The sequence below is a fragment of the Halodesulfovibrio spirochaetisodalis genome, from assembly GCF_001672295.1.
Taxonomy (GTDB): Bacteria; Desulfobacterota; Desulfovibrionia; order Desulfovibrionales; family Desulfovibrionaceae; genus Halodesulfovibrio; species Halodesulfovibrio spirochaetisodalis.
In genome coordinates this window covers 37,974-52,924 of record NZ_JXMS01000016.1, presented here as the reverse complement: position 1 = coordinate 52,924, position 14,951 = coordinate 37,974, and the positions used below count along the sequence as shown (strand labels likewise).

The window sequence follows — 14,951 nt, the reverse complement described above, 5'->3', positions numbered from 1 at the left end:
GCTGCGCAAAAACAGTTATTTCACAGCTTCTTGAGATGCATTAAAAAAAAGGGCGTAATGACGCCCCTAACTTATTCTGGATATTTACAATTACGCAAACTTTGCCTTTACCCTGTCCACTTCAGACTGTGTTGCGTAGCCAAGCATCACAACAGTTTCTGCCACATCATATGGACAAGATGTTGACCTGCGGTACTTTTTCACCCTTTCAAGTTCACGAGGAGTAATCACCTTCTGGTTGAGAAGCTCCTGCTCAAACATATCGGATGCAACATTCGACTTGTCTGTACCGGCATCAAATGAAAATTTTTCCTGCGTATTGCTCTCATGTTTAGCCATGCGTAATTTGCTCATAATAAGCTTTTTTTCTTCACGCTTGGAAATCAGAGCTGCCTTCAACTCGTTCATATCTTCTGTCAGAGTGCGTCTGGACTGCTTGAGGGAATAAATTTCTTCCTTCAACTTAGCCGTGGCAAAGAAATTACATCCCGCAACCAAACACACAAACATAAGTCCGCAAAATCCTAATACGAGCAGATCCATTCCCACCTCTTTTCATAATAGTAAGACAAGGGCCGCACCCCCTAATGCATACTTTGCTGAAATCACAGCAACGTACCCGCTTTCAAGCATATTCTCAACCTTCAAGATTAAACGTAAGAATAGTCACGCTTTCTTCCTGACATGATTTATGGCATGGTCTCCCTACTATGCAGATTACCATCATTGATCACACCGGGCAGACGAAGTCCCTCCACGTTTCTCAGGCAGAGCCTCGAACACTGGCTCAGGTTATCTTTACAAGCGGACTTGTCCCTGCCCCTCCCCTCTGCTCGGGACTGGGTCAGTGCGGAAAATGCAGAGTACGCTTTGTAGAGAACGCTCCCTTACCTGTCGGCCCAGATACACTTATCTTTAAAGAACACGCCATTGATGCAGGATGGCGACTTGCCTGCCGCCACCAGCCGGAAGATGGCATGGTCATCGAAATACCGGAAAATCCGTATCTCAAACATGTTGAACTGGCGGAATCCAACAGCAAGTCACTACACCTTGCCATTGACCTTGGCACCACCAGCATGCACTGGGCCTTGCGCGACAGCAAAAAGCGAATTGCATTCGGCTCCGAGCCTAACCCGCAGATGGGCGCAGGTTCAGAGATTATGTCCCGCCTGAGTTTTGCGGCCACAGACTCCGGCAAAGAAATTTTGCAGGAACTCGTTGTAAGCAGAATTACAGAACTTATTTCCGAGCTTACTGATAATGCGTTCGGAACCGTCGAGTCCCTGTCCATTGCAGCAAACCCTGCAATGACCTACCTGCTTTTGGGGCTTGATACCTCAGGGCTTGCCACCGCTCCATACAGCCTTACTTACAAAGGCGGTACTATCGAAAAAATCGGCGACCTGCCTCCTGCGTACATCGCACCACTGGCTGCTCCGTTTGTGGGTGGAGACCTTACTGCCGGGCTGGTAGCTGTCTTGCAGAAAGAACCGGAATATCCTTTTGTTCTTGCTGATATGGGAACCAACGGCGAGTTCATTCTTGCCTTGAGTCCTGACAATTACCTTGTCACCAGTGTCGCACTCGGCCCTGCTCTGGAAGGTGTCGGGCTGCACTATGGTGCGGCAGCTGCCAAAGGGATAGCAACATCGTACAAGTTGACTCCGAACGGTCTTGTGCCGTCTGTGTTAGATGCAACCTATGCCGACGGTATCAGCGGAACAGGCTACCTTGCGCTTATCCATGCACTGCGGAAAATTAATTTTATTTCAAATGACGGCTTGTTTATTGAAGAGCAAACACAAGGGTTGGGAGCGCGTCTTGCAGAACGTCTGGAAATTCGCCACGGCATCCAGCACCTTGCACTGCCGGACAACATGTTCCTCTCGGCGGAAGACATTGAAGAATTTTTAAAAGTCAAAGCAGCATTCACTTTTGCGTTCACCCGCATTATGGAAACTGCGGATATTTCTCCGTCACAATTGAAAAAAATATATCTTGCAGGTGCTCTTGGCGAACATGCAGCAGTGCAGGATCTTGAAGGATTAGGATTTATTCCGGCTGGAATGGGCTCCAGAGTTGAAGCTGTAAACAACACCTCCCTGCAGGGAGCTGAACTGATGCTTATTGACCCCACCCTGCGCAGCATGGCAGAAAGCCTGACCGCAAACTGTGAAGCCGTTGATCTGACGGCAGACCCCGACTTCACGCAAACATTTATGCGCCATATGCGCTTTACATTTATATGAGCACAGTTCTTTCTTTCCCGACAGCAAAAATCCGTAGCGTCTTAGACGGCTACGATAAAGTTTTACAAAAAGCTATGCCGCTCAAGGCTGCACACAAGCGTGACCTTCCTTATGCTGTGGCTGACCTTTCACGCATGCTTACAAACGAGCGTGGCGGCATGCGTGCCAACTACTGGGCAACCCCGCGTTCGCTTTCCGCATATCTTCGCTTTTTCCTTCCGTGGAACTTGTACAGATTGTCATGGCTATTGCCGCAACTGCACATTCCGTTAAAAAACGGGGATACCGTTTTAGACTTGGGTTCCGGCCCGCTTACCTTTGTTCAGGCTCTGTGGCTCAGCCGTCCAGACCTGCGCAACAAAGATCTTACGTTCATCTGTACTGATGTGGCCAAAAAGCCGATGGAGCACGGGCGACGTATCTTTGAAGCCATGGCAGGTGTCGAACCGGGCAAAGGCCCATGGAAGATCAAGCTGGTTCGCGAAACTCTCGAAAAGAGCCTGCGCAACAGCTACGGAAAAATGGCACTCGTTACTGGCGCCAACGTGCTGAACGAACTGTCTGCAAGCCGTGGTCAGACAATGGAAGACCGTTTTTACGAGCTGGCTTACAATATGGCGTCAGCCTGTAAGGAAGACGGTTCTATTCTTTTTGTAGAACCGGGAACACGGCTTGGTGGTAAAATTATCGGGCTGACCCGAGCTGGCCTGCTTGAAGAAGGGTATCTGCCGCAGGCTCCTTGTCCGCACGAAGTGGAATGCCCTATGCTGGATCGCAATGCCACTGGCTGGTGTCACTTCAACATGACTGCTGACCATGCGCCGATGTGGCTCCGTGACCTTACGCAACGCGCCCGTATGAACCGTAAAAACGTCAGCCTCAGTTTCCTGCTGGCAAGCAAAGCGCATCCTGAATATGCAGAGAATGTACGAGTGTTATCTGATCCCGTGATCATTCCGGGTAGAAAACAGAAGGCACGCTACGCCTGTTCACACAAAGGAATTGCGCTGCTTCACGAGGCAGAAAACTTTGAAAGCGGCAGCCTTGTCGATGTTGAATGGCAAGACAACCCGCGTAAAGATGCTAAAACCGGCGCATTGGAAGTCTTTCCGAAACGTCGATAAAAATACACTAGGAATTCACGATGCGTGTTGTTGATCTTGGACTCATTTCCTACGCAGAAGCCGAAGCGATCCAAAAAGAAACACTGACAAAGGTTGTTGATGGTGCAGAAGAAACCCTGTTCCTTCTTGAACATCCACCTGTCATAACGCTTGGACGTAACGGCGGCAGGGAAAACCTGCATGTAAGTGATGAGTTCCTGCAGCAACAGAATATCGAGCTTGCCCATTCTTCACGGGGCGGGAACATTACATGTCATTTTCCCGGTCAGCTGGTGGCATACCCCATATTCCGCGTCGCAAAAAAGCCGGGTGGAATGCGCGGTCTTTTCCATGACCTGGAAGAAGTCGTCATCCGTGCCTGCGCCCACTACGGGCTGCACACAACACGGCAGGAAGGCAGACCGGGGGTATGGATTGAAAACAGGAAAATCTGTTCCATCGGCATCGCAATGCGTAAATGGACCAGTTATCACGGGCTTGCATTCAACGTTCTTAATGACGTCAATTTGTTTTCATTAATCACTCTTTGCGGTCTTGCCGATGCAGAGCCAACGTCGCTTGAAAAGGAACTGGGCCGTACTGACATAGACATACAGGAAGTGAAACATGTGCTCACAGAAGCGTTCAGAGCCGTATTTGCGGATTCCGCCATGGCTCAGAGTCAAAATTCCTTGTAACAAAACCTATGCAGCCACAACAGAGCTGGTAAAAGACCTTAATCTGAACACGGTATGCCAGAGTGCCAAGTGCCCGAACATGTTCGAGTGCTTCACATCCCATACGGCTACGTTCCTGATTATGGGCAACACCTGCACCCGTAACTGTGCTTTCTGCAACATCAGCAATGATCCTGTGGAGAAGCTTGATACAGAAGAACCGGCACGCGTGGCAGAAGCTGCAAAACGTCTTGGCCTTAAGCATGTTGTAATCACATCTGTAACCCGTGACGACCTGCTCGACGGCGGTGCTGAACACTTTGCAAAAACAATCCGTGCAGTACGTGCAATGCTTCCAGACTGTAGCATCGAAGTCCTCATTCCTGATTTTCAGGGAAGCAAGACTTCATTACAGATGGTGATTGACGCAAAACCGGACATCATAAATCACAATGTGGAAACCCCACCGCTGCATTATGATGCCATCCGCCCGCAAGCCGATTATGAGCAGAGCCTGACCTTGCTCAAGCGAGTAAAAGAAGCCGGATGCCGTTCAAAATCCGGTCTTATGGTCGGCCTTGGGGAAACAGATGAAGAAGTTCGTGGCGTTATTGACGACCTTGCAGCCATCGACTGTGATATCGTAACCATCGGGCAGTACATGCGCCCTTCCAGACACCATCCGGAAGTAAAACGCTACGTACATCCTGACGTATTCGAAGAGTATGCAACATACGGCAAAAGCAAAGGCATCAAACATATGTTCAGTGCCCCACTTGTCCGTTCGTCCTACAATGCTGCCATGTTTGCAGATGACTCCGAAGCGGCAAGCTAGCATTCCTTAAGTACCAAGTCTCACATGCAGAACTAAATGGTGCCCGACGTTCCGTCAGGCACCAATTTTTTTATGCACAAAATCTACCGTAGCACCAGCAGCTCACTGGCTCTGCCGCTCAGCAAGCACTATCATCCAGAGCAAGTCGACTGCGGGTTCTGCATATATCATTATTCTATCCAGACGGGCAGTGTATCTTAATCCCACGCCAATGTGAGTACAGGAATGATCCAGCCGAAAGAATTCAGCAGGGAATATTCAGGAGGTTCAAATGTTAGTAGGTCAAGCACGTGAACTGAGCTGCAATGAAGTTAAAACGCTATCTCAGCAAGATCAGCCGCCCGTTATCATCGACCTTCTTCCCCCTGAACATTTCGATAAAATACGAATCCCTTCTGCAGTAAACTTCTGTGTATTCAATGCAAACTTTATAGCCTCTGTAAACGACTACCTCACCACCCTTGATGTTCCCATTGTTGTGTATGGTTCAGGCATTGGCTCCTATGACTGCCTTACAGCTATAGAAAAGTTGCACCATGCTGGATATACCAACCTGAGCGCCATGAAAGAAGGTATAGAAGGATGGGTCGCTGCGGGATATCCTGTAGAAGGTTCTGAGCAGCAACTGCAAAAAGATGAGCCGGTGTATATTGCCAAGGAAAACAGACGCTGGGAGCTTGATACAAGCAAAAGCACAGTTGAATGGCGGGGAAGAAAAAACACAGGGTTTCATGTCGGTACAGTCAATATATCAGGCACACTGCGGGAAGAAGACGGCGAGCTGCGTGGGAAAATAGTTGCTGCAATGCACACCATAAATGATCTGGATTTAGAAAACGACCCGATGAAACAAGTTTTGGAATCCCATTTAAACTCGGAAGACTTTTTCTATACGCAGCAGTTCCCCACTGCGGAATTTGAAATACTCCACACAAACCCCACCCACATCCAGTCGCTCACCTACCCGCAAGTTACTGCAACCGGTGCTCTGTCGATCAGAGGTATGCGGCATGTCATCGAAGTTCCTCTACTGATAAACGAACTTGATGCAACTACCATTTCTGTGGAAACACATTTTGAAATAGACAGAACCAAGTGGGGAATAATCTATGGTTCATCACGCTTTTTCAAACATCTGATGTATCACAAGGTATTTGATCTTATTTCATTTGAATGCGTTCTGTTCGGCAATCTTCGTACATAAAAAAAATGTGATTCTATCTTAGTAACAGTATTCAGAACTCCATGATCGGGATTCATGATACGGTTTTCATCATTTACGTTTCAAAAAGACGAGCTTTCGCCTTTTCCGCTTGCTATTCTTCCTGTAATATTTCTATAGTTTCGTCGATAGCTCCATGACTTTCCTCATCGTCTTGATCGCTTTCGTACGCTATCCGTTCTGAACCAATGTACATTACGCTGCTTCACAACCAGAACTATAAGACCTGCCACGCAATAAAAAATGCCGCAATATGCGGCTCTTTTGTAATGCAGACTTTTTCATATTTTCTTTAGCGATTACGCCAACACCACCTGTAGCGCTAAAGGCAACCACAGTTACCGATATGTTCCGGTAACACAACAAACCATAATCTGTTACTCTGGAGGGGATACTAAGCTGCCAACTTCCGCATAATGCCAGCTTGAACTGTTATTGTTTACACCGTGTAAGATCTGGATATTCCATGCTGTTTATGCTGGAAAAGCTCTCCTTTTCTGGTAATCGCAGCACTCTTTCGCCAACCGATTATTCCCAGAGAAAATCAACTATGAATGCACATCCAAAAGATATGTTACACGAAATTCTGGGAGCTGCGCTCAGTGCTGTTGCTCCTGACAAAGCCGTCAGTAAATATGTGTCTCTGGACGGAGATACCCTGCTTATTGACGACGTAACCTATTACCTGAACACCTTTGAGAACATTTATGTTGTCGGTGCTGGAAAAGGCGCAGCCCCTATGGCTGCCCAACTGGAAGAAATACTTGGTAACAGAATAACCGACGGTATTATTTGCGTAAAATACGACCACACAGTACCGCTTACTATCATCCGTACCATCGAGGGAGCACATCCTGTTCCTGATGCAAACGGAGAGCGCGGTGCACGGGCTATTCTGGAACTTGTTGCCAATGCCGGAAAGAAAGACCTTGTACTCTGCTGTATTACAGGAGGCGCAAGCGCCCTTACACCTGCGCTGGTGGAGGGAATCTCTCTTGATGACGGTAAAAAAGTAACCCAACTTCTTCTGGACTGTGGCGCCAACATTAATGAAATCAATGCGATTCGAAAACACATGTCCATATTCGGCAGCGGCAACCTTGCACGCGCCGCGTACCCTGCACCTTTGGCTGCACTCATTATCTCCGATGTTATCGGTGATAATCTGGATGTAATTGCCTCCGGCCCAACGTCACCGGATAACTCTACGTTTAAAGACTGCATGGACATTTTTGAACGCTACAAACTTACAGACAAAGTACCTGTCAACATATTGGCACATATGCAAAGTGGTGCGGAAGGCACCATTTTCGAAACGCCTAAAGTGGGTGATCCGGTATTTGACTCTGTACAAAACCTGCTTGTCGCAACCAATGAGCAAGCGTTGCAGGCTGCTTCTGTGAAAGCTGAAGAACTTGGATATACTCCGCGAATTGTGACTTCCACAATGTCTGGTGAGGCACGGAGTGTAGCGAGTGACATTGCAAAGCAGGCGCAAAAAGCAAGTAATGGTAAAACACCAAAACTATGTTTGCTCTCCGGTGGTGAAACAACTGTTACACTTACCGGCAAAGGAATGGGAGGAAGAAATCAGGAAATGGCGCTTGCTGCTGCCGTTGCTCTTGATGGATGTCCGAACATTGCCATGCTATGTGCAGGAACCGACGGTTCAGACGGGCCGACTGATGCAGCAGGCGGCTTTGCCCTTCCGGACTCGCTAAAACGGGCAAAAGAGTGCCGCATAGACCCGCAAGTCTATTTGGCAGATAACGACTCTTACCGCTACCTGAAGAGCACAGGCGACTTATTGCAGACAGGCCCGACATTAACCAACGTAATGGACATATGCATTACACTGGTACAACACGAACCCTTTTAACCCATGCGCTTACTTCTTATATAAGAAAATCCCGGGCTGATAACAGTCCGGGATTTTTATATTCAAACAATATGCTTGAACATCATGCTGCTTACGCAGCAGAGCAGATAATCTTCAAAGAAAATTATTTTACAACTTCTTTGAGGGTTTTACCTGGAGTAAATTTAACAACTTTAGTTGCTGCAATCTCAATTTCTTCGCCAGTGCGTGGGTTGCGGCCTTTACGTGCTGCGCGCTCAACAACTTTGAAGCTACCGAAGCCAGTGAATACTACAGAGTCGCCATCCATGAGTGCTTCAGTGATAGTTTCGATAGTAGATTCGAGTACAGTTTCAGCCTGAGATTTAGAAGCGAGGTTAGCTTTAGTGAAAAGCTTTTCTACAAATTCAGCTTTAGTCATGAAGTTCTCCATTACATAATGTATGAGTTTATCAGATCAGTATGATCCGGTAATATTTTCATCAGGCGCTCACGCCAGCAAAGAGCAATCGCAGAGCTTAGTAAGTTTGTCAATAACCAATGCCCGAATACTGTTAATTCACAGGCATTGCGCGCGTTTTGTGACTTTTATGCCCCATTTTTCGTTCAACATCATTTGCTGTAATGTCAACAAGATGCACAAAACGTCTTTCTTGTGACAAGTAAACTTTCACAATTCTGTATTTCAGGAATTTTTTTTAGCACTTAGACTCTCGGGTTGCCGTTCTATACAGTTTCACTATACAACAAGTCCATTACAAGGAGCACATTGCAATGGAAGTGGTTATTGAAAAGTTACCCGACATCCGAGTAGCTGCAGTAAGGGAAACTGGCCCCTACTCTAGAACAGCACCACAGGCGTGGCGTCAGCTCTCCCTGTGGGTAGCTAAAAATGATCTATTATCTCAAAACAGTATCTTTCTGGGTTTACGCCACGACAGTTCTATCACCCCGGAAAAAAATCAACGTTATGATGCCGCTGTAAGTATCTCTGAGGAATTTGATCCTTCCGGCGTTGCAAGAGAGCTGTATGTTCCGGGCGGAGAGTTTGCCATGTACACTCACCAAGGTTCCTACGCCACCCTTGATCGAGCATGGGATGCCCTCTACTGGGAGTGGCTGCCGAAAAGTGGAAGAACTCCTGCTCCCGGTCCTAATATTGAAATCTACCTAAGCGATACAGCCTTTTCTGCCGATAAAGAGATATTGACCAGATTATTATTGCCACTTCAGCCCTTATAGTTTCTGGAGGCCACATGTTTCGCGCGTATCAAGCTCTTATTTTCATTCTTTGCGCTGCAGTGCTCGCCCTTTCCGGCTGCGCATCCTCGCAAGTTCGCCTGCGCTATGTTCCGGCAGAGCAGCTTCCTGCAGTCAGTACGCAGCACAAGGCAACTATCGGTCTGGTACAATTTACCGATAAACGTTCTTCAAACGCTCTCGGTACTGATAAAGGAAAAACCCTTACCCCTGTTTCCAATGTTGCAGCATGGGTAACGCACGGTCTCGAAAACGAACTTGCCCGCCACGGCGCGGCAGTTGATTACGTTGTCAGCCCAAGCCAGATTGAAGACCTTCCAGTACGTGTCACAGGCACCATTGCCCATCTAAAGATCATTCCGCTTTCCGCTGCTGAATATCGGGGCGAACTGACACTGACTATCGCTGTAAACGAAGGACTTCCTACAACGTACAAAGCGACTGTGCAAAAACAGGGTGTTCCATATACAAACATCATTGAGCCGCTGCTTGCAGAGTTACTGCAAGAAGCACTCAACCCTTCAATCCAGACAATTCTTACCGCACGCTAGTATCATGAATTATTTCCGCTCCATTGCAATTGCCCTTGTACTTCTTTGTATGCTGATCTCAGTTCCAGCGCACGCTACACCGGAACGCCTTTCGCCCGTACCATTTTCACATACAGTAAAAATGCCCTACGGAATCACGCTTACCGAACTTGCCGCAACACCCATTGCAGAGGCATTTGCACTGCACGGTGCATTCACTCGAGCCTCAAGCTGGCTTGATCATCGCCAAAACCTGGCATCTGCCTCAAACGCATCACCCGCACTTGCCGCAAGACGCGGGGCTATTTTTGCTAACCAGCTTTACAACTTCCACAGATCAAAAATATTCCGTTCCAGCGATTCTGAGAACCTGTATATCAATGTAGAAGTAACCATTACGCCAATTGCAAAGTTTGACGAAGAACGCCTTATGGCGATCCGTCCAACCAGTCGTGCGTACCTGTATGAAGCTATTTATACAGCCGAAGAAAATTATCTGAAAAAATTCTCCAGCAGTATCTACAAAGATAAACATAAGATTTACCTGCACGACCTCGACCCGAAGCGCCAATTTCTCTTTAACGATATCGCCAAGCGTCTGACCGTACTCAAAGCATACAGAAAGCTTGTCCCTCAATACTCTCAAGGGCTCTGGAATAATCCTAAACAGATACTGGCAAGCGTGAATAAATTACTGGAAAAAGCACCCGAAGAACCTATTTTGCTGCACGCAAAAGGGAGTGCTCTCTTTCAACTAAAAAACACGGTCGAAGCCATCCGCTACTTCAACGATGCAATAGACCTTGAACCAGACTTTGTGGTTGCACTGCACGACAGAGGCACCGCCTATGTTCGCGCAAGCCTTCCGGACATGGCGCTTGTGGACTATGACAAAGCCATCTCCCTTGCGCCGGAAAACCCGCACCTCTACATCTCGCACGGTTCAGCCGATCTTGTACGCAAAGATTTCCGCTCCATGTGTGAATACTACAGCAAAGGCTGTGCACTGGGATTCTGTGACGAGTTCAACTGGGGCGTTGCCCGAGGTCTCTGCCAGCAGTAATCTGAGCACTTTCGGTCAGATTTCAGTCTGTTTCTTTTTTTGCCTCCGGCGGGCAGGCGGGCATTGCCCCCTGCACCCCCACAAGGGGACACGTCCCCTTGACCCCGATTTTACGCGTCTCCAGTCCGTTGTTTCTGACGTTAGAAGCCGCGTATGGTGGCTACCTTTCCGTAGCAAAAAGATAATATTACAAACACTTACAGCTCGCTTGAATAAAAACATTAGCCTTGCGGTTCATCGCCAGTAAGCAACTCTACTTAAAGACTTATAAAAATCTGATCTAAAGAAAATATGCTTTAAATTCAGAATATTGCAGAAGACACAAGTTTAACACCCACTAACTAGCCCTACTGATAACTAAATGGCTGTAAGAGTACCCTCTTACAGCCATTTTTGCTGCCTACTGTCCCCCGCTCACACAAAACTACCTGTGTATCTTTCCCTTGCCGCACATTATTACCTGCCACCTCCCGAACAAAAAAAAAAAGACGAGTCGGCCGTGCCCGAGGGGTAAGGGGCACGGCCGACGCTGCAAGGGAGGAGGATGAGTTGTGTGGCATCGCTGCCTTGCCACACTGCAAGCCAACTGCTGCCTGTCGGCTTGGACTAACTCTGCTGTCTCCGCAAACGTTCGGAAACAAGCATCCATGTATCCACCATACCCTGAAAAAGGGACTTCGCTATTATATTCTGCATTCGTAACGACTACTTTTTTCTATATTAAATCGTGTAGATATCAAAAATACGCCAGTAGCTAACATGCTTTACTCATTATGCATTATGCCGGACGTAGAGAACATTTTTTTATAATGGAACAGGTTCAGCGAAGGTAAGGAAACAAGAGGAATGAGCCGGAGAATAGCAGACGTTACTGTCAGTAAAAAAACGCTCTCCTGTCTTGATAGAGCGCCTTGATGTTCAAAAACGTGATGCGTATGATAGAGGGATGATAGATATTAACAGAACCATTCCAGCTGTGATTTCGCGTGTTGCCTCACTGACAGAAAATCAGGCTATCCGCATTGCGACCTTTAAAAAAGATCGCCACATCACCATACGGCGTGTGGGCGAAGCGACGCTGTTCATCACACGGCACGGGTTTACCAATGCTGAGTATGAACTGGATGAAGCCAAGCTGAAAAAGGAATTAAAAACGTTACTCAAGCAGGAATTTCCGCGCAGCAACAAAGTGCACTTGAGTTCTGTTTCAAACGGTTGAAAATAGATGCTTCAGGAAAGCACTACTTCCGCGCCTTCCCGCATGGCAAAGCACAGCAACCGTGGCGAACGTTGTGCAGCCTCGCGCTTACACTCTTCCACAATGCGTGTCAGTTGCTCATCTGTCCTGTCTACAGCATGATGAAATAATCCGAGCTGTTGCACATCCGCAGCAATGGCAAGTTCCAGAGCCTGCCGCCACGAAGAATGTCCCTGCCCTTTGCAGGTGGTGTATTCATCACACGTAAGCTGGGCATCATGCACCAGCAGGTCTGCTCCGGCACAGATGGTTGCGTAAGCGTCAAAATCCATATCCGCACCGTGATCAAAAGCCAGCTCGTTGTCCGGCAGATAGACCACAGTTTTGCCACGGTCTGAAATTTTGAATCCGGCACACCGCCCGGGGTGCGACGCTGGGATTGCTGTCACCAGTGCACTTCCAATCTGCACCAACTGCCCGTATTCCAATGCAGGCTTCCAATCTATCTGTGCTTCCACTTCTCGGGTACATTGCGGGGAAAAGGACTGCGCTTCAACAGGATCACACATTTTCTCAAGCTTTTCGCGAAGCGCCTGATGTTCGAATACATTCATTGTTGTTGCGGCATCATAGAGCGGTTCAAAGAATGGCAGGCCTGTCAGATGATCATCGTGAGCATGCGTTAACAGCAGATGATACTCAGAGATAGAGTCCTGCTGCAGCGCGCTTCCCAAATTGCGTATGCCTGTTCCCGCATCACAAATAATGACAGACCGGTCGGAAGTACGCACCTCAAGGCACGGTGTTGCGCCACCATAATATTGTGTCTGTGCACCGGAAACCGGAATATTTCCGCGCGCTCCCCAACATCGTACAAGCATAGCCGCTCCTGTTGCGAAGAGTTAGCTGGATATGGATATAACCTTACTATCAGATTTCGCACAGGTACATTACATAAATGCATACACAATGCAGGTTGTGTAGTATGAAAACAGATGTGTCACGTTGTTTTCACAAAACGACTGGAATCCCCTTGCACAACCGCCTCCTTCCAGTCACAATCTTAACAAAGATAACCTCATGGCTCAGCCCGTTCTCAATGTCCTGCCGTACTGGTCTGCGAGAATGGAAGGAGAATATATGTACGATACACTCACTCTGGAACGATACGCCGAAGTACTCTTCTGGGCACTGTCCCGCGCCCGCACTGCGCCTTACAAAAAAAGTGACATCATTCTCGTAAATTTTGACATTGAAGGTCTCGCACTTGCTGAAGAAGTGTGTTCGTTAATCCATGACAGGGGCATGATTCCTGTCCCGCGCATGAATGAAACGCCGCGAATGCAGGTGGACAAATACACCAAAGCAAACAACAAGCGGCTTACTACACTTATTCCGGGTCAGCGGGATATGTATAACCATCTCAATGGCTCCATTTCTATTTATGCACCGGCTTCGCTGGGGCACCTTGCCAGCATTGATCCTGAACTGATTGCAATGCATAGCAAAGCGCAACAGCCGCTGCGCACCATCATGCAGACTCGTGAAGACATGGGAACTTTCAGCTGGACGCTGTGCATGTACCCTACGCAGGCGCTTGCAGCGCAGGCGGGAATCACCATTGAAGAATATGCCCAGCAAATCAAACAGGCATGTTACCTGACCAAACCGGACCCGACCTATGAGTGGCGCCAGTTTGCAAAACAGGTTGATGAGCTGACAGAGTGGCTCAACAGCTTCGGCGATTGCAGCCTGCACATTGAATCTGAATCCGTTGATCTGTCACTGCGTATCGGACAACGCCGCACGTGGGTTGGATTCACCGGACGAAATATTCCGTCATTTGAACTGTATGTTTCACCGGATATGCGCCACACAAACGGTGTCTACAAATCAACGCTTCCAACATTCCGCTCCGGTAACATTATCGGGGACATTCAACTGATCTTCAAAGATGGGCGCGCAACCAAGGTGACAACAGAACACAATCAGATGTTTGTTGAGCAGCAGTTGAATCAGGACACCGGTGCTGCCTTCCTTGGTGAATTTGCGCTGGTTGATAAACGCTTCTCACCGATTTCAGCATTCATGGCGAATACCTTGTACGATGAAAACCACGGTGGCAAAAACGGTTCAATGCATATTGCCTTGGGCAACTCCTACTCCAATACATTCAGCGGAGACGCAACTGAACTGACGGAAAGCACCCGCAAGACCCTCGGGTTCAACTCATCTGCTTTGCATTGGGATCTTGTAAATACTGAAGAAAAACGAGTTGTAGCTATCCGCCCTAACGGAACACGCACAACCATCTACGAAAAAGGACAGTTCGCGCTATAGGCAGACGCTGCTGGAAAACTACCAATCGGCTTCAGCGTAAAGCTGCCGATGGCAGGCTCAGCACTTTTCGCTTGCCCGTCTATCGCAAAGAAGGCACCATCGCCCCCTATGGAACACATTCTTATTAAAGTATACGGCAGTATTTCCAATGCCAGCCCAGAGCTTTATCAGGCTGCATTATCTTTCATTGAAGAGCAGGATGAAGATGCAGTGGAGCTGGATGGCACGTTTTTCACCATCAGCTTTGAAGGCATCTATTTCATGATTGATGAATTCATGGATGCCATTAAGCCGCATCTGACAAAAGAATGCTCAGGCCGTATTGATTATATTGACGTTGATGAATGGAGCCTGACACGGTTCTGGATTGAGGGAGGACTGGTCACACATAACACGGCAAATTTAAACCATGTTATGGATCATTCCGGTCACTAGCCTTCTGCCGTCATCTGCCTTATTGGAACAACTCTGTGCAATAAGGGAATAAAAAAATTAGGGCAACGCATTCAGAATATATGCGAGCGTCTAGTTTTACCCAAAGGACACCGCAATGTGCGGGTTTTGTTGATCTGAAGCACCGTTACTGATGCTAACGGTGCTTTTTTCTTGCAGT

Annotated in this window: 15 protein-coding genes; 12 read left to right on the top strand and 3 right to left on the bottom strand. The window is 47.8% G+C overall.

Features of this window, described 5'->3' with window-relative positions; all coding sequences use genetic code 11:
- Positions 1–90: 90 nt before the first annotated feature.
- Positions 91–543: a hypothetical protein gene (locus SP90_RS10120; protein WP_066855391.1), complete on the bottom strand. Its 453-nt coding sequence runs from the start codon at positions 541–543 to the stop codon at positions 91–93.
- Between the two features lie 167 nt (positions 544–710).
- Here SP90_RS10120 and SP90_RS10115 point away from each other — a divergent pair, with 167 nt between their 5' ends.
- The 6 genes from SP90_RS10115 to SP90_RS10090 all read left to right on the top strand — a co-directional run bounded on the left by SP90_RS10115 (position 711) and on the right by SP90_RS10090 (position 7,968).
- Positions 711–2,252 carry an ASKHA domain-containing protein gene (locus SP90_RS10115; protein ID WP_066855389.1) on the top strand — a complete coding sequence of 514 codons (1,542 nt, stop codon included), beginning with the start codon at positions 711–713 and terminating at the stop codon, positions 2,250–2,252.
- Positions 2,249–3,376, top strand: coding sequence for a small ribosomal subunit Rsm22 family protein (locus SP90_RS10110; RefSeq protein ID WP_066855386.1), 1,128 nt, complete (start codon positions 2,249–2,251; stop codon positions 3,374–3,376). Before SP90_RS10115 ends, SP90_RS10110 begins: the two co-directional genes overlap by 4 nt.
- A gap of 20 nt (positions 3,377–3,396) precedes the next feature.
- Positions 3,397–4,053: a lipoyl(octanoyl) transferase LipB gene (lipB, locus tag SP90_RS10105; RefSeq protein ID WP_066855383.1), complete on the top strand. Its 657-nt coding sequence runs from the start codon at positions 3,397–3,399 to the stop codon at positions 4,051–4,053.
- A complete protein-coding gene (lipA, locus tag SP90_RS10100) occupies positions 3,983–4,867 on the top strand; it encodes a lipoyl synthase (RefSeq protein ID WP_066855381.1) in 885 nt (294 codons plus the stop codon). Before lipB ends, lipA begins: the two co-directional genes overlap by 71 nt.
- A 271-nt stretch (positions 4,868–5,138) precedes the next feature.
- Entirely contained in the window at positions 5,139–6,071 is a 933-nt protein-coding gene (locus SP90_RS10095; protein ID WP_066855378.1) for a YceI family protein, read from the top strand.
- 568 nt (positions 6,072–6,639) lie between these two features.
- The gene (locus SP90_RS10090; protein ID WP_066855477.1) at positions 6,640–7,968 is read left to right on the top strand and encodes a glycerate kinase type-2 family protein; all 1,329 of its coding nucleotides are present in this window, start codon (positions 6,640–6,642) and stop codon (positions 7,966–7,968) included.
- 124 nt (positions 7,969–8,092) lie between these two features.
- Here SP90_RS10090 and SP90_RS10085 read toward each other — a convergent pair whose 3' ends face one another.
- Entirely contained in the window at positions 8,093–8,368 is a 276-nt protein-coding gene (locus tag SP90_RS10085; RefSeq protein ID WP_066855375.1) for an HU family DNA-binding protein, read from the bottom strand.
- A gap of 353 nt (positions 8,369–8,721) precedes the next feature.
- Between SP90_RS10085 and SP90_RS10080 the strand changes: the two genes are divergently transcribed.
- From SP90_RS10080 to SP90_RS10065, 4 genes are all read left to right on the top strand, one after another.
- Entirely contained in the window at positions 8,722–9,189 is a 468-nt protein-coding gene (locus tag SP90_RS10080; RefSeq protein WP_066855372.1) for an AraC family transcriptional regulator, read from the top strand.
- A 14-nt stretch (positions 9,190–9,203) separates the two neighbouring features.
- On the top strand, positions 9,204–9,758 hold the full coding sequence (locus SP90_RS10075; RefSeq protein ID WP_066855369.1) for a YajG family lipoprotein: 555 nt from the start codon (positions 9,204–9,206) through the stop codon (positions 9,756–9,758).
- Between the two features lie 4 nt (positions 9,759–9,762).
- Positions 9,763–10,800, top strand: a complete 1,038-nt coding sequence (locus SP90_RS10070; protein WP_066855366.1) for a tetratricopeptide repeat protein — start codon at positions 9,763–9,765, stop codon at positions 10,798–10,800.
- Between the two features lie 946 nt (positions 10,801–11,746).
- Positions 11,747–12,019, top strand: coding sequence for a hypothetical protein (locus tag SP90_RS10065; RefSeq protein WP_066855362.1), 273 nt, complete (start codon positions 11,747–11,749; stop codon positions 12,017–12,019).
- An 11-nt stretch (positions 12,020–12,030) separates the two neighbouring features.
- Here the strand turns inward: SP90_RS10065 and SP90_RS10060 are convergent, their stop codons facing one another.
- Entirely contained in the window at positions 12,031–12,879 is an 849-nt protein-coding gene (locus SP90_RS10060; protein ID WP_066855359.1) for an MBL fold metallo-hydrolase, read from the bottom strand.
- A 259-nt stretch (positions 12,880–13,138) separates the two neighbouring features.
- Here SP90_RS10060 and SP90_RS10055 point away from each other — a divergent pair, with 259 nt between their 5' ends.
- Together SP90_RS10055 and SP90_RS10050 are read left to right on the top strand one after the other, a co-directional pair.
- Positions 13,139–14,338 (top strand): aminopeptidase, encoded by a 1,200-nt coding sequence (locus SP90_RS10055; protein ID WP_066855357.1) that lies wholly within the window; start codon positions 13,139–13,141, stop codon positions 14,336–14,338.
- A gap of 108 nt (positions 14,339–14,446) precedes the next feature.
- Positions 14,447–14,773, top strand: coding sequence for a hypothetical protein (locus SP90_RS10050; protein WP_066855475.1), 327 nt, complete (start codon positions 14,447–14,449; stop codon positions 14,771–14,773).
- Positions 14,774–14,951 lie beyond the last annotated feature (178 nt).